The organism is Nocardiopsis oceanisediminis (genome assembly GCF_048595525.1).
GTDB lineage: Bacteria > Actinomycetota > Actinomycetes > Streptosporangiales > Streptosporangiaceae > Nocardiopsis_A > Nocardiopsis_A oceanisediminis.
The window spans coordinates 3714134-3735754 of record NZ_JAFMZJ010000001.1 but is presented as its reverse complement, the minus strand read 5'-3'; the positions used below and the strand labels follow the sequence as shown (position 1 = coordinate 3735754).

Annotated in this window: 21 protein-coding genes; 11 read left to right on the top strand and 10 right to left on the bottom strand. The window is 76.4% G+C overall.

Annotated features, from left to right (window positions below):
- Positions 1–631: 631 nt before the first annotated feature.
- Positions 632–1900: an erythromycin esterase family protein gene (locus tag J0910_RS16685; RefSeq protein ID WP_420159444.1), complete on the bottom strand. Its 1269-nt coding sequence runs from the start codon at positions 1898–1900 to the stop codon at positions 632–634.
- A 53-nt stretch (positions 1901–1953) separates the two neighbouring features.
- On the bottom strand, positions 1954–2598 hold the full coding sequence (locus J0910_RS16680; RefSeq protein WP_420159443.1) for a CatB-related O-acetyltransferase: 645 nt from the start codon (positions 2596–2598) through the stop codon (positions 1954–1956).
- 379 nt (positions 2599–2977) lie between these two features.
- On the opposite strand from J0910_RS16680, the gene J0910_RS16675 reads away from it, so the two are divergent.
- The 3 genes from J0910_RS16675 (at position 2978) to J0910_RS16665 (ending at position 5697) form a co-directional block, all read left to right on the top strand.
- The gene (locus J0910_RS16675) at positions 2978–3928 is read left to right on the top strand and encodes a hypothetical protein (RefSeq protein ID WP_420159442.1); all 951 of its coding nucleotides are present in this window, start codon (positions 2978–2980) and stop codon (positions 3926–3928) included.
- Positions 3929–3988: 60 nt separating this feature from the next.
- Entirely contained in the window at positions 3989–4876 is an 888-nt protein-coding gene (locus J0910_RS16670) for a DUF2268 domain-containing putative Zn-dependent protease (RefSeq protein ID WP_420159441.1), read from the top strand.
- 71 nt (positions 4877–4947) lie between these two features.
- The gene (locus J0910_RS16665) at positions 4948–5697 is read left to right on the top strand and encodes a MerR family transcriptional regulator (RefSeq protein WP_420159440.1); all 750 of its coding nucleotides are present in this window, start codon (positions 4948–4950) and stop codon (positions 5695–5697) included.
- A gap of 264 nt (positions 5698–5961) precedes the next feature.
- Here the strand turns inward: J0910_RS16665 and J0910_RS16660 are convergent, their stop codons facing one another.
- A complete protein-coding gene (locus J0910_RS16660) occupies positions 5962–7056 on the bottom strand; it encodes an alkene reductase (RefSeq protein WP_420159439.1) in 1095 nt (364 codons plus the stop codon).
- A 79-nt stretch (positions 7057–7135) separates the two neighbouring features.
- Between J0910_RS16660 and J0910_RS16655 the strand changes: the two genes are divergently transcribed.
- Positions 7136–7501 carry a MerR family transcriptional regulator gene (locus J0910_RS16655; RefSeq protein WP_420162010.1) on the top strand — a complete coding sequence of 122 codons (366 nt, stop codon included), beginning with the start codon at positions 7136–7138 and terminating at the stop codon, positions 7499–7501.
- Between the two features lie 320 nt (positions 7502–7821).
- Positions 7822–8577: a methyltransferase domain-containing protein gene (locus J0910_RS16650; RefSeq protein WP_420162009.1), complete on the top strand. Its 756-nt coding sequence runs from the start codon at positions 7822–7824 to the stop codon at positions 8575–8577.
- Positions 8578–8670: 93 nt separating this feature from the next.
- Here the strand turns inward: J0910_RS16650 and J0910_RS16645 are convergent, their stop codons facing one another.
- Entirely contained in the window at positions 8671–9081 is a 411-nt protein-coding gene (locus tag J0910_RS16645; protein WP_420159438.1) for a RidA family protein, read from the bottom strand.
- Positions 9082–9162: 81 nt separating this feature from the next.
- Here J0910_RS16645 and J0910_RS16640 point away from each other — a divergent pair, with 81 nt between their 5' ends.
- Positions 9163–9543, top strand: a complete 381-nt coding sequence (locus J0910_RS16640) for a winged helix-turn-helix transcriptional regulator (RefSeq protein WP_420159437.1) — start codon at positions 9163–9165, stop codon at positions 9541–9543.
- 47 nt (positions 9544–9590) lie between these two features.
- On the opposite strand, the gene J0910_RS16635 is transcribed toward J0910_RS16640, so the two are convergent.
- The 3 genes from J0910_RS16635 to J0910_RS16625 form a co-directional block, all read right to left on the bottom strand.
- Positions 9591–10079 carry an HIT family hydrolase gene (locus J0910_RS16635; protein ID WP_420159436.1) on the bottom strand — a complete coding sequence of 163 codons (489 nt, stop codon included), beginning with the start codon at positions 10077–10079 and terminating at the stop codon, positions 9591–9593.
- A 76-nt stretch (positions 10080–10155) separates the two neighbouring features.
- A complete protein-coding gene (locus J0910_RS16630; protein WP_420159435.1) occupies positions 10156–11547 on the bottom strand; it encodes a condensation domain-containing protein in 1392 nt (463 codons plus the stop codon).
- A gap of 270 nt (positions 11548–11817) precedes the next feature.
- A complete protein-coding gene (locus J0910_RS16625) occupies positions 11818–12780 on the bottom strand; it encodes an RNA-binding protein (protein WP_420159434.1) in 963 nt (320 codons plus the stop codon).
- Between the two features lie 69 nt (positions 12781–12849).
- Here J0910_RS16625 and J0910_RS16620 point away from each other — a divergent pair, with 69 nt between their 5' ends.
- From J0910_RS16620 to ddaH, 4 genes are read left to right on the top strand one after another with little or no spacing between them, the layout of a single operon-like run.
- Positions 12850–13641, top strand: coding sequence for a hypothetical protein (locus tag J0910_RS16620; protein WP_420159433.1), 792 nt, complete (start codon positions 12850–12852; stop codon positions 13639–13641).
- Positions 13642–13697: 56 nt separating this feature from the next.
- Positions 13698–14108: a hypothetical protein gene (locus tag J0910_RS16615; protein WP_420159432.1), complete on the top strand. Its 411-nt coding sequence runs from the start codon at positions 13698–13700 to the stop codon at positions 14106–14108.
- 27 nt (positions 14109–14135) lie between these two features.
- Positions 14136–14477, top strand: coding sequence for a prolyl oligopeptidase family serine peptidase (locus tag J0910_RS16610; RefSeq protein WP_420159431.1), 342 nt, complete (start codon positions 14136–14138; stop codon positions 14475–14477).
- Between the two features lie 40 nt (positions 14478–14517).
- The gene (gene ddaH, locus J0910_RS16605) at positions 14518–15327 is read left to right on the top strand and encodes a dimethylargininase (RefSeq protein ID WP_420159430.1); all 810 of its coding nucleotides are present in this window, start codon (positions 14518–14520) and stop codon (positions 15325–15327) included.
- A 354-nt stretch (positions 15328–15681) separates the two neighbouring features.
- Here ddaH and J0910_RS16600 read toward each other — a convergent pair whose 3' ends face one another.
- The 3 genes from J0910_RS16600 to J0910_RS16590 form a co-directional block, all read right to left on the bottom strand.
- A complete protein-coding gene (locus J0910_RS16600) occupies positions 15682–16413 on the bottom strand; it encodes a dienelactone hydrolase family protein (RefSeq protein WP_420159429.1) in 732 nt (243 codons plus the stop codon).
- Positions 16414–16745: 332 nt separating this feature from the next.
- On the bottom strand, positions 16746–17705 hold the full coding sequence (locus J0910_RS16595; protein WP_420159428.1) for a WD40 repeat domain-containing protein: 960 nt from the start codon (positions 17703–17705) through the stop codon (positions 16746–16748).
- 570 nt (positions 17706–18275) lie between these two features.
- Positions 18276–19280, bottom strand: a complete 1005-nt coding sequence (locus J0910_RS16590) for a GNAT family N-acetyltransferase (protein ID WP_420159427.1) — start codon at positions 19278–19280, stop codon at positions 18276–18278.
- 412 nt (positions 19281–19692) lie between these two features.
- On the opposite strand from J0910_RS16590, the gene J0910_RS16585 reads away from it, so the two are divergent.
- Positions 19693–21444 carry a DEAD/DEAH box helicase gene (locus tag J0910_RS16585; RefSeq protein ID WP_420159426.1) on the top strand — a complete coding sequence of 584 codons (1752 nt, stop codon included), beginning with the start codon at positions 19693–19695 and terminating at the stop codon, positions 21442–21444.
- Positions 21445–21621 lie beyond the last annotated feature (177 nt).

The window sequence follows — 21621 nt, the reverse complement described above, 5'->3', positions numbered from 1 at the left end:
GAACGGCCGGGGTTTCGGGATTCGGCGGGCCCCGGGATCGCGGGGCGGCCCGCGGTCGGGTCGGAGCGCGGCAGGGGAGGGAACCCGGTGCGGCCGGGACGGGGAGAGGACACGAGAACTCCTGGGACGGGCCGGGCAGGCGGCGCACGCCGGCCGGATCACCAGGGGGCTCGGAGGCGTCAGGACGCGAAAAAGACCCGGGTGCGGCCGACGGGGCCGCACCCGGGTCGATGACGTGAAGGCACCGCGGGTGGCGTGCTCCGAGCAGCACTACGCCCGCCCCGACACGAGAGCGTGTATTCGGGAGCGCGGGCGGTCACCGGGCCTGGGGGATTCTCTCACCTCGAACGTCGCTGAGCATGAACGAGCGCCGGTCATCGCGGCGCACGGCCAGCATACCCGCCCCGCCGCGGCAGGGCCCGGAGATTTCCGCCGCAGCGGGCGCCGCGCCGGTCGAGGCGGGGTCGCGCCCCGGGCCGGCCGGGGCCGTTCAGGGCCTGCGGCCGTGGAAGGTGCGGCGCGGGTCGTCCACCCGGGCGCCGGGGTTCTCCCGGGGACGGCGAGGCGGGAGGCCGAGCGGCGGTCCGGCCCCGGGGAACCGCCCTCCGCGCCGCCGCCGGGCGCCCCGGGGTCAGAGGGCGCCGGCGGCGGTGGAGGCCGGGGTGCTGAGGACCGCGTCGAAGGCCTCGGCGACCGGGGTGTGCAGGTAGGTGCTCTGCATCCGGATGCGGTCGGGGCCCGGGGCGGTGCCGGTGCGGGCCGGGCGAAGGTCGGCGACGCCGAGGCCGAGGCCGGCGTCGGCGAAGGCGGCCTCGATGCTGCCCGGCTCGGGCGGCCCCAGGGGCGTCTCCTCGACGGTGAAGCCGAGGGGCGCGCCCTCGTCCCGGTGCATCTCCGCGGTGTGCCCGGTGGTGCTGGTCAGGCCGAGGGCGAAGTAGTCGTCTCCCAGGGCGGTGTGCAGGTACCGGCCCATCGGGAAGCCGGTGAGGCGTCCGTCGAAGGAGACCGGCGACTTCTGGATGTGGGCGTTGTGGGCGGCCAGCAGCACGCGCGTCCCGGGGCCGGAGCGCTCCAGGTGCCACCGGAGCGACCCGGCCATGTAGGCGTCGCGGGCCGAGGTGTCGGCGGTCAGCCCCTCCCCGGCGAACAGGCCGGCCAGGGCGCGGAAGGCGTGGTCGGCGTGGCAGGCGCCCTCCAGCCGCTGCAGGGCGGTGTCGTAGCCGGGCCGGCCGCCGCGGGAGACGTACAGCTCCTCGACGGCGCGGAACCGGATGAGCAGGCGCGCCAGGGCCGCGGTGAGGGCGTCCTGCTCGGCGGCGGCCAGGCGCGCCCACGCGGGGGCGGCCGCGGCCCCGGAGGCGCCGGCGAACGACCCGGCGATCCGCATCGCCTCCCGGAGCTCCGGCAGGGCCTCGGGGTCGACTTCGCCCAGGTAGTCGGCGACCGGGGCCAGGGCGGGCAGCAGGGAGCCGCCGGCGGCGGGGATGTCGACGCCGGCGAAGCGGACCGGCCGCGCGGCCGCGCGGTTGTGCTCGCGGATCCACCGCAGCGGTTCCCGGAGCCCCACGGGGACCGTTCCGGAGAGGTGGTCGTCCAGGTCGCCGGCGGCGCCTTCGCCCCGGGCCCAGGCGTCGAGGGCGAAGCCCTCGCTGAAGCCGTACTCGAAGGCCAGGACGGTGAAGCCGCACCGCTCGACCAGGAAGCGCAGGACGCGCCGGCGGATGAGCGCGAACTCCTCGATGAAGTGGGAGTGCTCGCCGACCGCGACGACGCGAGCCCCTCCGATGATGTCGCGCAGCGGCTCCAGGTCGTCCAGCGGCGCCTGGGGGTCGAGGCCGGCGAGCGGGACGGTGTGGTCGCGGAGCCGGTCGGTGAAGGGGGTGCGGGGTTCGGCGGGCATGCGGGCGACTCGATTCCGGGTGCGGAGGGGCGGGCGGGGAGGCGGGGCCGGTGTCAGGCGGTCGGGGCGGCGGCCTCCAGGTCGTCGATGCCGCCGGCCATGATCGTGCGGATGTGCTCGGTGATGTGCTCGGCGGGCCAGTCCCACCAGGCCACCGCCAGCAGCCGGGCGACGTCGGCCTCGCTGTAGCGGGTGCGGATGAGGCGGGCCGGGTTGCCGCCGGCGATGCCGTAGTCGGGCACGTCGGCGGTGACCACGGCGCCGGAGCCGATGATCGCGCCGTGCCCGATGCGCACCCCGGGCATCACGGTGGCGCCGTGGCCGAACCAGACGTCGTTGCCCACCACGGTGTCGCCCCGGCCGGGCAGGTCGGTGAGCAGGTCGAAGTGCTCGGCCCAGGAGCCGCCCATGGTGGGGAAGGGGAAGGTGGAGGGGCCGTCCATGCGGTGGTTGGCGCCGTTCATGATGAACCGCGTCCCCGTGCCCAGCGCGCAGAACTTCCCGATGACCAGCTTCTCCGGCCCGTAGTGGTAGAGCACGTTGCGGGTCTCGAAGGCGGTGGGGTCGTCGGGGTCGTCGTAGTAGGAGAACTCCCCGACCTCGATCAGCGCCGAGGTGACCAGCGGTTTGAGCAGCACCACCCGGGGCTGGCCGGGCATCGGGTGCAGGACGGTCGGGTCGGCGGGTACGGGCGGCATCGCGGGGCGCTTCCTTCTCGGCGGGGCGTGTGCGGGCACCGGGCCCGGCGGGGCGCCGGAGCCGCCCGCACGGCCGGGTCCTGCCCGCGGTCCCTCGATCCTGGCCGCGGGCGGGGCCGGGGGCAAGTCGAAATCGGGCACCGTGGCGTTCAGCGGGGCTTGCCGATGGAGGCGGCGCCGGTGCCGCGGGGCGGCCGTCCGGGCGCGGAGCTTCTCGGGGGTGCGCACCGCCCAGATGCGCTTGATCCGGTCGGTGACGGCCAGGAGGAAGCGGGCGATGCGCGCGCCGCCCTCGATCGGGCGGCGCGCGGCGCCGGCGAGGCCGCCGCTTCCGCTCCGGGGCGGAAGCGGCGGTTCCGGGGCGCCTAGGGTACTGCGCATGCGGGCGGAGCAGGTGGGCGAGTGGGAATGGGTGCCCGGGAGCGGGCCGAGGCGGATCGGTGCGGGCTGGTGGGGGCTCTCCCCCGGCGGGCGCCTGACCGGGGTCGCCCCCGGCCGGGCCCCGGTGTCCGGCGGGTTCCGGCTGCCGTGGGAGGGGAGCTGGGACGTGCGCGGCGACCACCGGTGCGCGGTGGTCGCCGGTGCGGAGGGGATCGCGCTCGTGGACGCCCGGGGAGCCGTCTCCTGGCAGGTGGCGCACTCCGGGTGGGCGCCGCGCGGCGGGGCCGCGGCCGCGTCGGGGACCTGCCTGTTCGACGCCTCCGGCGGCCTGGTCTGGGCCGTGGTGCCCGGGGAGCGGGCTTCGGGCGGCGACGAGCTGTGGGTGCTCGGTGCGGCGGACGGCCGGATCCTGGGCCGGGCGGCGCTGGGCGTGGAGACGGTGGGGTCCTCCGGCTTCGCCCTCCCCGGCGGCGGGGGCGCGCTCCTGGATCTCGCGGCCGTGCACGGCGGCCGGATCTGCCGGGCCGTCTGGGACGGGGAGCGGGTCGCCGCGGCCGTGCGGGACTCCCCCGGGGAGGTCCTGGCCGACGTGCACCCCGACGGCGACCGGTACCTGACCGCGCCGATGGACGCCGACGGGCTCACCGTCCGGCGCCTCCCCGGCGGCGGGGCCGAGGCGGTCCGCCTCGGTGGGGAGGTGTTCCCCGGCGGGGCCGGGTTCGACCTGGACGCCGGGTTCCTCGACGCCGGCCGGGTCCTCGCCCGGGAGTTCGACGGCCCGGCGGTGCTGCTCACCGCCGGCGGCCTGCACCCGGTCGGCGAGATCGGATACCCCGCCGGCGCGGTCACCGGGTCGCCTCGCCCGGACGGGCGCGGCCGGTGGAGCACCAGCGACCCCCTCACCGGGCACTCCGCGCTGTGGCGGCTGCGGGAGGACGGCCGGGGGTGACGGCCTGGGGCCGGGCCGGCGTTGACCTTGACGCGGCGTCAGACTTTAGCGTCGGGGGACATGACGATCACCGTTGTCGACACCTACACGACCATGAAGAAGATCCTGCGGGCCCCGGCCGCCGAGCGCGCCGGGCTGCTGCGGTCGATGCTGGAGCACGTCAAGGGCATGTACCGGTTCGCCCCCGGGGAGGTCGACCTGGTGGAGATGCACCGGATGTCGTTCGGCTTCCCCATCGACCGCGACGAGCGGCGCTGCCTGGACGCGCTGGAGGCGCTGGCCGAGGCCGGGGCCTGGAAGCGGATGCAGCGCGCCCTGGACGACGCGCTCGCCGTGCAGCTGGCGGCGGTGCCGGGGCTGGAGGCGCCCGACATCACCGTGCTGCCCGTGCTCGGCGACCCCGGCGACGCCCACTTCACCGACACCGTCCTCGGGGTCAGCGGGAGCGGCGGGATCTCGGGGTACATCCTCATCACGCTGTGGCCGTCCCCGGAGAACCTGGAGCGGGTGGAGGCCACCGCGGTGCACGAGCTCAACCACAACCTGCGCTACGCCCCGGGCGGGGTGGTGTGGGACCCGGCGGCCGTCACCGTCGGCGAGCACGTGGTCGGCGAGGGCCTGGCCGACGCGTTCGCCCGGCAGCTCTACGGCGACGACCTGGGCCGCACCCGCATCGGCGTCGCCCCCCTGGACGACGACGAGGTCTTCGCCAAGGTGGTCTCCGGACTGGGGGTGACCGGCATGCGGAACTTCACCGCCTGGGTGCACGGCGACGCCTCCGCGGAGCGGTTCGGCGCCGAGCCGGTGGGGCTGCCCACCGGGGCCGGGTACGCCGCCGGGAACCGGCTGGTCGACGCCTACCTGGCGGCGACCGGGCAGAGCCCCGCGCAGGCCCTGCACGCCGACAGCGCGGAGGTCATCGCCACGGCGCTGCGCCGCCTGGGCTGACCGCCCGGGGTCCGGCCGGGGCCATACTCGTCGGGGACGGCGGCGACCCCGGGGGGACGACGATGGAGTGGATGATCCACGAGCTGGCCACCAGGGCGGGCACCACCAGCCGCGCCCTGCGCCACTACGACCGGATCGGGCTCCTGGCGCCCTCCCGGGTGGGCGAGAACGGGTACCGCTACTACGGCCCTGAGTCCGCCTCCCGGCTCGACCGGATCCTGCGGCTGCGCCGGCTGGGCATGGGCCTGCCGGAGATCGCCGAGGCGCTGGCGGAGGAGGACGGCGGGCAGGGCGGGCTGCGCGCGCACGTCGCCGCGCTGGAGGCCGAGCGGGACCGGGTCGAGCAGCGGCTCCGGGAGGCGCGGCTCACCCTGGAGGCCGCCGGGGCCGGGGCGGAGCCCGGCGCCAACGTGCTGCTGGAGGGGTTCAACGACCGCTACCGGGACGAGGTGGTCGAGCGCTGGGGCGAGGAGGCGTTCCGGGCGAGCAACGAGTGGTGGCACGCCAAGACCCTGAAGGAGCAGGTCGCCTGGAAGGAGGAGGCCGAGGACCTGGTCGCGGCGTGGGTCGGGGCCTGGCGGTCGGGCGTCTCGCCGTCCTCCGAGACCGCCCAGGGGCTGGCCGCCCGGCACGTCCGCTGGCTGGCGGGGATCCCCGGCACACCGCAGGCCGAGGGCGACCGGGAGCGGTCGGTGGAGATGGTGCGGTGCCTGGGCGACAGCTACGTCGAGGACCCCCGCTTCGTGCTGATGTACCAGGGCCCCGAGGGGGCGGCGTTCGTCCGCGACGCGCTGCACGCCCACGCCCGGACCCGGATGTAGCGCCGGGCGGCGCCGGGCGGCGCCGGGCTGCGGCGGTCCTCCGCGGAGGTGTCGCCGCAGCGGCCGGCTCCGGGGAGCGCCCGGGACCGGTGCCGCGATCGCGGCGGCCGGTGCTTCCGGCGGCGGGTCCGGTGCCCGGCCTCCACCGGGCCGCCGCCCCCGCCTCCCCGTGTCCGGCCGGGCACCGCCCGGTCCGGAAGCGGTGCCGTCCCGCCTCCGCGGGGTGTCCGGCGCCGCGCCGGGCGCTCCGGTCCCGTGCCGGGGTCAGTACCGGTAGGAGGTGTAGGTCAGGTACCCCTTCTCCCCGCCGGTGTAGAAGGCGGCCTCGTCGTGGGGGTCGATCGGGAGGCCGGCGCGGAGCCGCTCCACCAGGTCGGGGTTGGCCAGGAAGGCCCGGCCGAAGCTGATCAGGTCGGCCCCGAGGCCGAGCCAGCGGTCGGCGGCCTTGCGGTCGGCCGGTACGGGGCCGCCGGGGACCGCCGGGTTGACGATGAGGGTGCCGGGCCAGGCGCGCCGCAGCCCGAGCAGGACCTCTTCTTCGGCGGTGGCCTCCAGGTGCACGTAGGCCAGGCCGAGCGGCGCGAGCTCGGCGAGCAGCGTCCCGTACAGCTCGGGGAGGTCCTCGTCGATCGCGTCCCAGATGCCCGCGCCGGGAGAGAGGCGGATGCCGACCCGGGAGCCGCCGATCGCGTCGGCGGCCGCGGCGGCGGCCTCGACGGCGAAGCGGATCCGGCCCGCGACCGGCCCGCCGTAGGCGTCGGTGCGCCGGTTGGCGCTGCTGGAGAGGAACTGGCCGATCAGGTAGCCGTTGGCGCCGTGCAGCTCGACCCCGTCGAAGCCGGCCTCGATCGCGCGGGCCGCCGCCGATCCGTACACCAGGGCCTCCCGGGCGGCCTCGCCGGTGCTCAGCTCGCGGGGCACCGGCGCCGGCTGCGGCCCGGTGGGGGTGAAGACCATGGCGTCGCGCGCGGCGACGGCGGAGGGGCCGACCGGCCGGAGGCCGGTGGTGTCGGGGTGGCCGATCCGGCCGCCGTGCATGATCTGGGCGAAGATCCGGCCGCCGTTGGCGTGCACCGCGCCGGTGACCTGCTTCCAGGACTCCGCCTGGGCGGGGGTGTGCAGGCCCGGGGTGAGCGGGTTGGACTGGCCGAGCAGGCTGGGCTGGATCCCTTCGGAGACGATGAGCCCGGCGGTGGCGCGCTGGGCGTAGTAGGCCGCCATCTGCGCGGTGGCCAGGCCGTCGGGGGTGGATCGGGCGCGGGTCATCGGGGCCATCACCACCCGGTTGGGCAGGGCCAGGTCGGGGAGGCCGGAGTAGGTGTCGAAGAGGGAGCGCGTGGTCGTCGCCGTGTTCGTCATGGGAGCGACGGTAAGACCTACCATTGACGTCAGGGGCAAGTGTTCGGGGCGCCCCGCGGACGTGAAAGGGATCACCATGATGAGGATCGGCGACCTGGCGGGGCGGACGGGCGCGAGCGTCCGCTCGCTGCGCTACTACGAGGAGCAGGGGCTGCTCAGCAGCGACCGCAGCCCGAGCGGCCAGCGCGTCTACACCGAGTACGCCGTGGACCGGGTCCTGCTGCTGCGGAGCCTGTACGACGCCGGTCTGACCAGCAGCGCCATCGCCGAGGTGATCCCCTGCGTGGAGTCCCCCGGCACCGAGGAGACCCACGCCGCCTGGAGGCGGATGGCCGCGGAGCGGGACAGGCTCGACGTGCGCATCAAGGACCTCGTCCGCACCCGCGACACCCTCGACGGGCTCATCGCCGTCAACCGGCGCCACTGGGAGTCCCTGCCCGGGTAGCGGGCCGGGCGGGTTCTTCCGGTCGCGCGGCGGGAGGGCCCTGCCGCACCGCTCTGCCGGACGACGCCGCTCCGGGGCGCGGGAGACCGCCGGCGGCCGCGGGCGGGTGCCCGCCCGGACACGGAAAGTGACCTGTTCCGGCCAGTCCGGTGCCCCCGCGCTGAAGGCCGGGTACGGCACTTCTGCCCCTGCGGGCCGCTCGCGGCGGAGCCGGCGGCCCCGGGGCCCGCTTCCGATGAGGCCGACCCCTTGGGAGGACGAGTGCGGATCCGGAACGCGCCGCCGGCGCCGGGACCCTCCGCCGGGCGGGGGTGATCGGGCTGTTCATCAGCGCGCGCTCCTTCGAGGAGTACCGGGCGATGTTCGCGCTCTCCGAGCGCGACCTGTCCCTGCGGGTGCTGGACTGCCCCGGCGGCGCGGCGGGCTTCGTCGCCGTTGCCGGGGCGCGCGGCACCGACGCCGTGGCCGTGGACCCCCAGTACGGCCCGGGACGGGAGCGCCTGGGGGCGATGGCGCTGCGGGAGAACGAGCACAAGCACGCGCACCTGGTCGAGCACGCCCGGGACTTCGTGTGGACCTGGTTCGAGGATCCCGGGCAGTACACGCGGCTGCGCTCGGGGTCGGCCCGGGAGTTCACCCGCGACATCGCGGCGCGGCCGGAGCGCTACGTCGAGGGCTCCCTGCCGCACCTGCCGTTCCCCGACCGCTCCTTCGACCTGGTGCTCAGCTCCCACCTGCTGTTCTCCTACGGGGAGCGGCTGGACGAGGGCTTCCACCGCGACGCCCTGCTGGAGCTGGTGCGGGTCTCCCGCGGGCAGGTCCGCCTGTACCCGCTCTTCCTCCACACCGGCTTCCGGCGGTACCCGGCGCTGGAGGAGATGCGGGGCATGCTGGCGGAGTACGGGGTCCCCTCGCGCGTGGAGCCGGTGGACTACGCCTTCGTGCCGGGCGACGAGGAGATGCTGGTCCTGGAGTGCGCCGGACGCCGCGCCCTGCCGGAGAGGGGGCCGGGGGCCGGGCCCGCCGGCCGGAACCGCGACCCGGTGCGCTGGCGCCACCTGGACCCGCCGCCCTGATCGGCCGGGTCGGGCCGGAAAAGGCGCGGATTCCGGTGCGGAGCGGAAAGGCCCCCGTGCTCATCCGAGTGCGGGGGCCTTTCCGGTCTTCCGTCAGTCGAGGACGGCGTACGCTTCGACTTCGACCAGGACATCGGGCTCGAAAAGGTAGTCCACGCCGATGAGCGACACCGGCGGGAACGGCCTCGGAATGGCGAGCTCGTCGGCGGCCTTTTCGATCCCGGCCATGAAGTCGCCGGCCTTGTCCGGGGTCCAGTCCACGGCGAAGAAGCGGAGCCGCACCACATCGGAGAAGTCCGCCCCGGCGCCGGCCAGGCCGCGCGCGGTGTTCCGCAGGGCCTGCACGACCTGGCCCGCGAGGTCGCCCTCGGCGACCGGGCCGGCGTCGCCGTCCCTCGAGATCTGGCCGGCCACGTGCACCTGGCGGGCGCCCGTGGCGACCGAGACGTGGTGGTAGGGGACGGGTCGGAACATGCCCTCGGGGGTGAGGAGTTCGACGCTCATGGAATCGCCTTCCGCTTGCGGAACATCAGGTATCTCATGTCTACTTGGTTCCCAAAGGGAACTTCAACGAGACCAGGTATCATGGTGGAAACCACCCCGGCAGAGCCTTTCCAGACCCAGATATCGGCGGCGCAGCGCGAACTGCTCGACCAATTGCTCGACAAATGGTCGCTGCACGTTCTCGACGCATTGTGCGCGCGCCCTTCGCGCTTCAACGAACTGCGCCGGGCGATTCCGGTGGTGACGCAGAAGTCGCTGACCGCGGCGCTGCGGCGGCTGGAGCGCAACGGCATGGTCGAGCGCGCCGTCGTCAGCACGCGCCCGGTGGCGGTGGAGTACCGCATCACGCCGCTGGGCCGGACGCTCCAGGAGCTCATCGACGCGCTCCTGGAGTGGACCACCGCGAACATGCCCGGCGTGGAGCGCGCACGCGCGCGGTTCGACCGGGACGAAGAGGCCTGACCGGCCGGGCTCCGGGGCGGGTGTGTCCGGCGGGGGCGCAGGAGCGGTCAGTACGCCTCGGCGGTGATCCCGGTGATCGCGGCGGCCAGGTCGCGGCGGAGCCCGCCGTGGGCGGGGCCGGCCCGGTGCCGGTCGGCGGAGCGCTCGGGGCCGTGCAGCCAGACCGGGCCGGTGTGCAGGCCGCCGGGCTCCCAGCGGTAGCGGGCGTGCACGTGGCCGTGCAGGTGCGGCAGGGCGTTGCCGAGCACCTCGTAGTCGATCCGGGAGAAGCCCTCGTCGCGGCGGCGGCAGACGGCCTCGACCGCCTCGCCGAGCAGGGACAGGTCGTAGAGGAACTCCGCCCGCCCGGCGCGGGGCAGGTCGGTCAGGTGGTCGGCGGAGCCGTCGTGGAGGAGGACGCAGTACCCCGGCAGGAACCGGGTGTCGCCCAGGACCGCCCAGCCGGTGCGCATCCGCGCCGGCACCATGGGGTTCTCGCCGCGGCGTGCGGCGCCGACCCGGTCGCGCGTCCACTGCGGTCCGCCGGTGTCCGGCACGGCGCCCTCCCCGCTGCTGCGGCCGCCCCGCCCCGGGGCCGGCGGCGGAAGCCCACCGGTCTCCGGGGAGCGGGGGTCAGAACTCGCCGCTGTCGGCCAGGCCGGCCAGCACCCCGGTCAGGGTGGCGGTGAGCGCGGCCTTGGTGCGGTGGGCCTGCGGGGTGTCGGCGTAGATCGAGTTGACGTGCATGCCGGTCTCGTTGCGGTGGAACCAGAAGCAGATGCCGTTGCTGTGCGAGGCCCAGACGTGCTTGCGGGCCTGCAGGGCGTGCTGCCGCTCGCCGCCGGGGGTGCGGCGGAAGTCCAGGTAGGAGAAGAAGTTCACCGCGTACGGCCAGGAGCGCAGGTCGGCGTATTCGGGGGCGAGCAGCTTCCAGGCCTTGACGAAGGGCACGTCCAGGTGCTTCCGCATGGTGTCGGCGGCGTCCCGGACCCCGGCCATCACCTGCGCGAAGTCGGCGCCGGCCGGGACCGGGAACTCGATCGGCATGGTGTTGACGAACCAGCCCATCGCCTCGGCGTAGCGGCCGCGGCCCCGGTCGCTGACCGGCATCAGGCCGCGGTAGACCTCGGGGCCGCCTTCGCGGCGCAGCGACTCGCCCACCGCGGCGAGCATCCCCATGAACACCTTGCCGTCGGCCTTGCGGCAGTGCGCCTCGAACGCCTCGGCCTGCGCGTCGGTGAGGAGCGTGTCGGTGTCGTTGACGGTGCCGTACATCTGCCCCGGCGCCACGCCCAGGTCCAGCGGGAAGGGCGGGAAGAACCCGCCGTTGCTCCGCATGAACGCCTTCCAGTGGTCCAGCCGGGCGTCGTCGGCGCCGACCGAGGCGTGCCGGAGGCGCTGCCGGTGGCTGAAGTCGAGATAGCTGCCGACCTCGGGCTGCTCGGGGGCCTCGCCCCGGACGGCGGCGGTGTAGGCGGTGGCGATGTCGTTGACCGCGATCGGGGTGGACAGCCCGTCGGAGACCAGGTGGTCGAAGCCGAGGAAGACGGTGGTGGACTCGGGGCGGACGACGGCGCCCATCACCAGCAGCGGCCAGGACAGGGTGTCGATGCGGTGGAAGCAGTCGTCGACGTGGCTGCGGACCCCTTCGCGGGTGGCGACCGGGCCGATGTCGACGGGGTCCAGGACGGCGTCCTCGGCGGCCATCGGCCGGCAGGTCAGGTCGCCGGCGAGGTGGCGGAACTCGCAGCGCAGCACCTCGTGGCGGCGGACGAAGTACAGCAGCGCGGCCTCCAGGGCCGCGCGGTCCAGCGGGCCGGGCAGCTCGAAGGTGCAGGCCACATAGGAGCCCAGCGGGTCGTCGTCGGCGCGGGCGTCCAGGGCCGCGCTGAAGTGCTTCTCCTGGTTGTAGGAGCTGCTCCTGTCGTCCTTCTCGGACGCGCCGGGGGAGCGCGAGGGGCGCAGCCTCCACTCGATGACGTGTCCGGGGGCGATGTCGAGCTCGGTGATCGGGGCCTGAAGCACCGGTGAAAGACCTTTCGGTTGTCGGCGGCCCTCCCGCGGCGCGTGCGGCCGGACGGGAGATCGGGCGAAGCGGGCGCGGGACCCGTGCGCCGCTGGATCCGGCGGGGCGTTTCGGCCTGCCCGAAGGGCGGGAACTCCGCACCGTTTCCATTCGGTCGCTCAAAGCTACATGTCCGGCCCGGGCGCGGTCCGGCGGATTGGTGAAATTGGTCGGCCGTTGCCGCTTTGCGCGTTCGCCGCCCCCGGGAGGGGCCGGCCGGCGGCCCCGGGTCAGGCCCGGTCGGTGGCGGCCGGGGCGGTGCGCCACCGGGCGCGCAGCACCCCGTCGGGGTCGGGCAGGACCGCGGTGAGCAGCGGGGCGCGGTCGTCCAGGTAGACGGGGAGCAGGGCGGCGGCGCGGGCGCCCCGGACGAGGGCGGCGGCCTGCTCCGGGCCGGTGCCCTCCTCGACCTCGGCGGCGCGGACCGCCCCCTCGGCGTCCGCCCAGAGGAGTTCGACCGGGTCCTCCCGGGGCAGGCCGACCAGGACCGCGCCGACGTCGCCGGAGAGCGGGGGCCAGACCTCAAGGCGGGCGCGCGGGGCGAGGCCGGCGCGGACCCGCCGCAGGGTCCCGGGGGTGAGCAGGTGCCTGCGGACGGCCCCGGTGGCGTACTCCTCCTCCAGCAGGCCGGCCCGTCCGGCGGCGGTGCACCGGTGCAGCAGGGCCCAGAACCCGGCGTCGGCCGGCCGGCGCCCGCCGGGTTCGGCGTCGAAGGCGATGTCGTAGGGGGAGGCGTCCAGCGGTTCGGGGAAGAGCCCGAGGGCGCGGGTGCGGGCCGCCGCCCGCGGGCAGGGCCGGGCGCTGCCCACGTACACGTACTGGTCCCAGCCGACGTGCACGGCGAACGCGCCTTCGGCCTCCAGGCGGCACCAGGCTCCGCCGCGGAGCATGGTGCGGACCAGCTCCAGGGCGGACCGCAGCGGGATCCGGGCGCCGTCGTGGAAGCCGGCGGTGCCGCCGAGGCGGAGGGCGGCGGCGCCGAGGTCCCCGTCGGAGGGCTCCGGGCCGAGGGCGGGTTCGCGCACCGAGAGGAAACCGACCCCGGCCTCCTCGGCGAAGGCGGCGACGGCCCGCAGGTAGGCGGCCTCGACCGGGCCGCGGTCGCTGTCGGTGTCCTCGGGGCCGGTGTAGCGGCCCTGCCGGTCCCGGTGGGCGGGGTCGTACTTGGTGACCCGGTGGACGTGGGGGAGCACGGTGCGAGCCTACGCCGGGGCCGCGGTGGGGATTGACCGGGCGGGGCCGGGCGGGCCAGTCTCGTGCCCATGAGTGCGGGTCGGGCCGGGGAGGGCGGGCGGGTGCGGCCGCCCGACGGCCCGTCGAAGTGGTCCTACTACGGCGCCGCGCACCGCTACGACGTGCACGGCGGCGTTGGGGCGGAGCGGGCGTGCCGGGAGCGCATGGACCGGCTGGTGCTGGGCGGGTGCGAGGCGGAGCTGCGGGCGCTGGCCGGCGCGGGGGACCGGTGCGCGTTCATCGCACTGGTGGAGCTGCTGGTCGACGCGGACCGGACCGGGGACCTGCGGGAGATGGCCGAGGCCGGCGACGGCCGGGCCCGCACCGCCCTGGTCGAGCTGCTGGCCGACCGGGGCCGGGAGGAGGAGCTGCGGGCCGAGGCGGATCGGGGCGACGGGGCGGCGCTGCGCGCCCTGGTCGGCCTGATGGTCGGCGGCGGCCGGACCGGCGAGGCGCTGGCGCTGCTGGACGGGGGCGTCCACCCCGGCCTGGAGCGGCAGGCCCGGGCGCTGCGCCTGCAGGTGCTGCTCGGCGCGGGAATGGAGGAGGAGGTCCGGCGGATGGCCGGTGCGGGCGACCGCGCCGCCGCCCGCGCCCTGGTGGACCGGGCGTTCGAGCGCGGCGACACCGAGGGCCTGGCCGAGCGCGCCCGGGCCGGCGACGACCGGGCGCTGTGGCGGTGGGCGGAGCTGCTGGCCTCCTCCGGACGGGCGGACGCGGCCGAGGCGGTGCTGCGCCCCCGCGCCGAGCAGGGCCACCCGTACGCACTCGACCTGATCCGCCGGCTGTGCGAGGGCCGCACGGGCGATCTGCGGGGGTGACCGCCCCGGGAAAAGGAGGGGCGCGGCGGGCGCCGGAGCGGTTAGGGTCCGGGGCCATGCCGTTCTCCACGACCCTCCCCCTCGCGCCCGGATCGGCGCTCGCGGCGGCCCTCGGCGAGGAGTGGGGGCTGGTCCCGCTCCGCTGGCCGGCGGGGTGGCGGATCCACCACAACCAGATCCTCGCCCGCCGCCTGCCCTCGGGCGACTGCGAGGTCAACGACTCCGAGGACCTGCTGTGGGCCTCTCTGGTGCCGGTGATGAACCTCCCGGAGGGCCCCGACTGGGAGCCCGTCACCGTGGACGCCGGCTGGTACCGCGACCGCTTCCGCATCTCCGTGCTCCGCCCGGACTGGGACAACGTGGTCGCCTCGCACGAGACCGCGGACCCGGCCGACTTCGTCGGGGTCCTCGACGAATGGCTCCTGCTGCTCGCCGGGGGCCGCTTCCCCGAACCGCCCGCCCCCTGACCCGGCGGAGCGCCGGGAGGGCCGCCCGTGCCCGCACCACCGCTGACCGCCTCCGTCCTCGCCGGCGGGGACGTCCCCCTCGACCCCGTGCTCTCCCCGGACGGGCGGTGGGTGCGCTGCGCCGTCGCCGCCGCCGGCCGCGCCTCGGAACGCCCGGCGAGCGCGCTCTGGGCGGCCGCGGCGCCCCGGCGGCTCACCGGCGGGACCGGCCCGGAGCGGGGCGTCGCCGACCCCGTCCGGCTCGGGATCGGCGGGTGGAGCCACGGCGGGACCATGGCGGCCTGGGCGGTGGGGCGCACGGACCGGTTCCGCGCGGCGGTGGTGGGCGCGGGCGTCCGCGCCTGGTTCGACCGGTGGCTCGCCCGGTGACGTCCCCGCGCAGGGTAGGCCCGGAGGGGATCGTTTCGCGGTGGACGCGGAGAAGGGAGCGGCCGTGGCGGAGGCGGAGCGCAGGGGCGTCGCACTGGTCCGGGCGCCCGGGCCGCGGGTGGCCGAAGGGATGGTCACCCATATCGGGCGGGTGCCGGTGGACGCGGCGGAGGCGCGCAGGCAGCACGCCGGCTACCGGGAGGCGCTGGCCGGGGCCGGGTGGGAGGTCCGCGAGGCGGAGCCCGCCGACGGGTGCCCCGACGCGGTGTTCATCGAGGACGCGCTGGTGGTGGTCGGCGGCCTGGCGGTGGTGACCCGGCCGGGGGCGGTGCCGCGGCGCGCGGAGACCGCCGGCGCGGAGCGCGCTGCGGCAGGGCTGGGGCTGGAGACGGCCCGGATCCGGCCGCCGGGCCGGCTGGACGGCGGGGACGTGCTCCAGGTGGGTCGGACGGTGTACGTCGGTGTGGGCGGGCGGACCGACGCCGCGGGGGTGCGTGCCCTGGCCGGGCTGGTCGAGCCGCTGGGCCGCAGGGTCGTCCCGGTCCGGTTGGGCGGGGTGCTGCACCTGAAGTCGGCGGTGACCGCGCTGCCCGACGGGACGCTGCTCGGCCTGCCGGGGATGTTCGACGCCGCGGCGATGCCGGCGTTCCGCCCGGTGGAAGAGGAGGCCGGCTGCCACGTCGTCCCGCTCGGCGGCGGCGAGGTGCTGATCGGCTCGTCGGCCCCGCGCACCGCCGCCGGGCTGGCCGGCGAGGGGTGGCGGGTGCGCACGGTGGACATCGCCGAGTTCGAGAAGCTCGAAGGGTGCGTCACCTGCCTGAGCGTGCTGGTCCCCGAGCGCACGGGCTGAACGGCGGGCCCGGTCGGCACACCGGCGGGGGCGCACCGGCGGCGCGGCGCCGTCCCCGCAGGAAGCCCCTCACCGGCGGGGCCGGGGGCCGCCGGCCCTCGGCCCCGCCGGGCGGGAGCGGTGGTGCGTCGGGGGGCGCCCTGCCCCGGCAGGGGAGCGGCTGTTCCCGCATCGGAGGGCCGGCTCGCGGCGGCGGCCTCGTTGAGGTTCTGCGGGCGGACCACGGTCGCCCGGGCCGGGGCGGCCTGGCTGAGGCCCTCGCCCTCGGGGAGCGAAGCGATCACGCCGAACCGGACCGAGGACGGCCCGTCGGTGGGCGGGCCCCGGCCGGCGCCGGCTACCGACGGTCCGGCCTCACTTCAGGTGCCGGGCGAAGAACCTGGTCGCCTCCTCCCCCGCGAACGGGGGGACGCCGGTGTGTCCGCCCATGTTGGCGTGGAGCGTCTTCTCCTCGGAGCCGAAGGCGTCGAACAGGTCCAGGGAGGCCTGCCGGTCGTTCGATTCGTCGTCCCACTGGAGCAGGACGTGCAGCGGGACGGTGACCCGGCGGGCATCCTCGAACACCGCGCGGGGGATGAGGCTCCCGGCGTACAGGACGGCGGCCGCGATGCGCGGCTCGACCGCCGCCAGCCGGACGGCGATGGAGATCACTCCCCCCGAGAACCCGACCGGGCCGCCGATCTCGGGCAGTGCGAGGAGGGCGTCCAGGGCGGCCCGCCATTCCGGGACCGCCTTTTCGGCCAGCGGGAGGACGAGCCGGTCGATGGTCTCCTCGGCGACCGGCTCGCCGGCCGCCAGTGCCCGGTGCAGGTCGGCGCGGGCCTGCTCGGCGGTTTCGGAGCGGGGCCGGTCGCCGCTCCCGGGGAGCTCGATGGCGGCCGAGGCGAAGCCGTGCTCCGCGGACTGCCGGGCCCGGGCCTCCAGCCGGGGGCGCATCCAGTGCAGTCCGCCGGGGTGGCCGAGCAGGATCAGCGGGACCGGTTCAGGGGCGGGTTCGGGCGTCCACAGGACGCCGGGGATCTCGCCGAGGGTGAACTCGCGTTCGAGGACGCCGCCGCCGAGGCGACGTTCGGAGGTGAAGCGCATGGTCGTGCCTTTCGGGAGTGCTGCTCTTGAGCGGCGCTCCCGGACGACCTATCGCCCGACCGCGACCCCGGAGGGGAGCACCCATGTCGATACTGCGTTCACGGGTACCACCTCCTCGTTCTCCGGCACGGCCTCCGGAAAACTAGCAGCGGCCGGACCGGTCCGGCAACGGGTTTTCCCGCAGGCCCCGCGGCCGGGCGCGGTGGGGCCGTGCGGTCCGGCGTCGAGGGGCGCCGGCCGGGTGCGGCAGCGGCGCGCTAGAGCCGGACGCGGGCGGAGGCCGCCGAGGAGGGAGGCTCCGGCGCGGCCCTCCCGCCGCGCCGGGGCCGGGGTCACCAGGTGAGGTGGCGGGGCGGGGCCGCGGTCTCGTGGATGAGGCGGGAGTCGCCGACGTCGTCGACCGGGGCGATGTGGACGCCGTGCTCCTCCTGCCCGCCGGGGCCGGGGTAGACGATCCACTCGCCGTCGGCCGACCAGTCGAACGGGGTGAACCCGGGCAGGGAGAACTCCTCCCGCGGTTCGGCGGAGCCGCGGTCCAGGGTCCAGGCCCGGGTGGTCTGCTCGCCGCCTTCCGGGCCCTCGACGGTGGCGATGAGCAGCCGGGAGCCGTCGGGGGTCCACTGGGCGCGGAAGATCCGGCTCTCCATGCCGATGCTGCGCACGGTCTCCCCGGTCTCCCGGTCGAGCAGGTCGATCCGGGGCCGGGAGACGGTGTCCCGGGGGTGGGAGGCGATCCACTCCTCGCGCGGGTCCCACAGCACGGAGGTGTGGCCGGGGATGTCCCGGGCGTCCAGGAGCGGCCGGGAGTGCTCGTCGCCGACGGTGTAGGTGTGCACGCCGTCCTCGACGACGGGACAGTTCCTCATGCAGGGGTCCTCCACGGCGAAGGCGACCCGGGTGCCGTCGGGCGACCAGTCCGGCTGCCACTGCAGGCCGCCGTGCTCCATCGGGATCCGCTCCAGGCCGCCGGCGCCGACCGGGAGGATGTAGGCGCGCGGGGCGGGCCCGGAGAAGCCCTGGACCGCGATCCGGGCGCCGTCGGGGCTCATCCGCATCCCGCTGACGTCGATGCCCAGGTCACCGGTGTCGGCCCGCACCTCGCCCCGGGGGTCGATGACGGTGACGGTGTCGTCGTACCTCTCCCCGCCGGTGTCGGTGTCGAAGGCGATGCGGCCGCCGGGCGGGGTCCGCTCGTCGGCGGCGGCCGGGGCGGCCACTGAGGCGAGGGCGAGGGCGGTGGCCGCGGCGAGGCGGAGCGGGCGGGGGAAGGGGGGCCGGGGTCGCTCGGACATGCGTTCTCCCTGAGGGTGTGGTCGCGCTGTCGTTCGCAGGACGGCGGGGCGCTTCCGCCGGATGGCCTGTCGGCCTGATGCGGCCGGGCCCCGGGAGCGGCCCGCCCGTGCTTCCGGGGGAGCCGACCGGCCGCTCTCCTTCCTCCTGCCGCTGCCCTGAACAGCCGGTTCGCCGACGGGAGCGGGCGGCGCCGGGGACTTCTCGGCGGCCGGAACCGGTCACCGCTTCGGCCGCACCGGGGCCGCCTCCGCCGGGATCCGGCCAGGGGGTCTCCGCCAGGGCCGGCCCGCAGCGGTCGGCGCGTTGGCCGGCGACGCTCTGGCAGTGGCCGATCAGGCTGAGGCCGCGCGTGGAGGGGAGGCCCGGTGCCTCGGCGGGCTCCGCCAGGGTGGGGGACGGGGCGCGGCCGCCGGTCTCGCCGGGGGCGGAGGCGCCGGTGCGGTGCGAGACGTCGAACGGGTGGTCCATGGCGGTGGGGGCTTCGGCCACCGGAGCCCAGCCCAGGGCGGAGGTGTCCACGTCCTCCGCGCCGTCGGTGCCATCGGGGCGGGGGGCCTGGGACCGGTGCCTCAGTCTCCGGGGTTCAGCGGTGCCTCGACCAGCAGGCGGTCGGTGCCCGGGCGGTAGCCCACGGCCCGGTTGACCGAGGCCATCGCCCGGTTGTCGGCGCTGACGGTGCTGGCGGCGGTGCGGATGTGCGGGAAGAGGGTGTGCAGGCGCAGCGTCTGCTCGGCCTTGATCCAGCGGGCGAGGTTGCGGCGGCGGTGCTCGGGCAGGACCGCGGTGTCGTGCTGCTCGGCGGTGGGGCCGAACGGCGGGACGGTGGCGGCGGTGGCGGCGACCACCTCGCCGCTCGCCCGGTGGACGGCGGTGCTGACCAGCAGCGCCGCCCCCTCCTCGGTCAGGTCGGCCTCCCAGGCGCGCAGCGCGGGCACGTCCCAGGAGCGGGGCGGCAGCTGCAGTTCGGCGCCGGGGGCGTCCAGGACGTGGTTCATCACCCGGGCGAAGGAGGCGGCCGAGTCCTCGGGGGCGGAGCCGCGCCAGAGCGCCAGCCGGTAGCCCATGGGCGGGCGCTCGGCCAGGTCCCGGCAGAGCCGCAGCACGGAGGGGTCGCCGACCGGCTGCTCCTGCAGGTTGAGCCGGAGCAGGGTGCGGGCGCCGGGCACGGACAGGGCGAAGGGCTCGCCGGGCGGGCCGGCGAGCACGACGGACTGGAGGCGGTCCAGGCCGGCGGCGGCCGCGTCGTGCGCGACCCGCCGCAGCAGCGCGCGGCCCAGGCCCCGGCGGCGCCGTGAGGGGGCCACGAACAGCCGGAGCAGGCGCGGCCGGGGGTCGGCCGCGGGGCGCGGCCGCAGTTCGGCGGCGCCGGCGATGGGGGCGCCCGGGGCGGGGCGCGCCGCCCAGCGCAGCACCCCCGGCTCCTCCCGGGAGGCCAGCCGCTCGGCCAGGACCGCCGCCGAGGGGGAGGCGCCGCCCTGCTCCCGCCGCCCGTCGCCGTACACCTCGGACCACGCGGTGAGGTCGGCGGTCGGTGCGCTGCCGGGCAGGAACTCTTCCACGGTGGGTGAGGTCATGCCTCCACTGTGGCATGTCCCACCCGGGTTCCCCGGACAGGGGCGCGTGCCGTGCCGCAGGGTGCGGTGTGATGGGGAAACCCCCGGCCGAAAGCGGGTGTTGAGCGCAAGAGGTCCCGTTATCGCCTACCCTTGTGCTGCGGCGGGAGAACGTCTCCCCCGAGCCGGCAGCGAGGATGCGCCCCCGAGGCGCCCGCCCCTCCGCCGTGCGAGCCGCGCCGCGGAGCGTCTTCGTTCGCTCCGGCGCCCGTCACAGGCATTACGGCTCGGAACCCGTCTCGGACCTCTTCACTTCGCTGTGCGATCGGCTGTGCGATCGGTCGCGATTCCAAGGGGTTGTGCGGGAATCCGCCCGGCCGCTCCCCGCTCGGGAGCGCCGGCCTTTTGTGTGAAGAGAGAAGAGAAGCAGAGTATGGCCTTGGCCACCGACGACATCGAGAACACCGAGACCCCCGCCGGCTTCGCCGGCCTTCCCCTGCGACCGGAGCTGCTCGACGCCGTCGCGAAGCTGGGCTACGACGAGCCCACCCCGATCCAGCGGGCGGCCATCCCGCCGCTGGTGGAGGGGCGCGACGTGCTGGGCCAGGCGGCCACCGGGACCGGCAAGACCGCGGCGTTCGCGCTGCCGGTGCTGGAGCGGCTGGAGTCCGGCCGCCGCCGGAAGGGCCCCGTCGCGCTGATCCTGGTGCCCACCCGCGAGCTGGCCGTCCAGGTCTCCCAGGCGGTCGACGACTACGGCCGCGACATGGGCGTGCGGGTGCTGCCGGTCTACGGCGGCGCGCCGATCGTGCGGCAGCTGCGCGGCCTGGAGCGGGGCGTGGACGTGGTGGTGGGCACCCCGGGCCGGGTCCTGGACCACCTGGGCCGGTCCAGCCTGGATCCCGGCGGCCTGGAGATGGTCGTCCTGGACGAGGCCGACGAGATGCTCGACATGGGCTTCACCGAGGACATCGAGGCGATCCTCGAGCAGACCCCGCCGGACGCGCAGACGGTGCTGTTCTCCGCGACGATGCCGCCGCGCATCGAGGAGATCGCCCGCCGCCACCTGCGCGAGCCGCTGCGCATCCGGATCGAGCGGGAGAAGCGCCCGGAGGGCGAGGAGCCCCGCGTCCGGCAGTGCGCCTACGCGGTTCCGCGCGGCTACAAGCCGGCCTCGCTGGCCCGGCTGCTGGACGTGGAGGACCCGGCCGCGGCGATCGTGTTCTGCCGCACCCGCGAGGAGGTCGACCGGATCACCGAGGAGGCCAACGGGCGGGGGCACCGGGCCGAGCCGCTGCACGGCGGGATGAGCCAGGAGCAGCGCGACCGGGTGATGTCCCGGCTGCGCTCGGGCAGCGCCAAGCTGCTGGTCGCCACGGACGTGGCCGCCCGCGGCCTGGACATCGACCAGCTCACCCACGTGGTGAACTACAGCGTGCCCAGCGCGCCGGAGTCCTACGTGCACCGGGTGGGCCGGGTCGGGCGCGCCGGGCGCGAGGGCGTGGCCATCACCCTGATGGAGCCGCGCGAGCACCGCATGCTGAAGAACATCCGCCGCGCCACCGGCTTCGAGGTGCCGCTGGAGCAGGTGCCCGGCGTCACCGAGCTGCACGCCCGCCGCCTGGAGCGGACCCGTTCGGCGCTGCAGGAGCGGCTGGACGGCGGCGGGGCCGCCGAGGAGTTCGCCGCCGCGGTGGAGGAGCTGAGCCGCGAGCACGGCGCCGCCGAGGTCGCGGCCGCCGCGCTGCGCCTGGTGCACGAGACGGTGAACGGCGCCGCCTACGAGGAGGAGATCCCCGAGGCGCAGATGCGCCCGCCCAGGGACGCCCGGGACGCCCGCGGGCGGCGCGGTTTCGAGCAGCGCGGCGAGCGCGGTGACCGGTCCGGCGGGCCGCGCGGCGGCCGCGAGCAGCGGGGCCGGCGCGGCCCCGGTGCGCCGGCGGCCGGCCGGACCCGGCTGTTCGTCGGTGCCGGGCGCTCCTCCCGGATCCGCCCGCAGGACCTGGTCGGCGCGATCGCCGGCGAGGCGGGGCTGAACGGGCGCGACATCGGCGCGATCGAGATCGCCGACCGGTTCTCCCTGGTGGACGTGCCCGAGTCCGCGGCCGAGCAGGTCATCTCGGCGCTGAACCGGACCACCATCAAGGGGCGCAAGACCGTCGTCCGCCGCGACGCCCGCCAGTAGCGGCGCAGCGGACCACCGGGCCCGCACCCGGCCGGGAGAGCGATCTCCCCGGCCGGGTGCGGGCCCGCCCTGCTTTCCGGCGGACGCCTCTGCCCGGGAGGGGGCTTTCCCGGGCGGCCCGCTTCGGCGCGGCGGCCGCGCATCTTCGGAGCGTCGCCGTCCGTTCACCGGGATGTG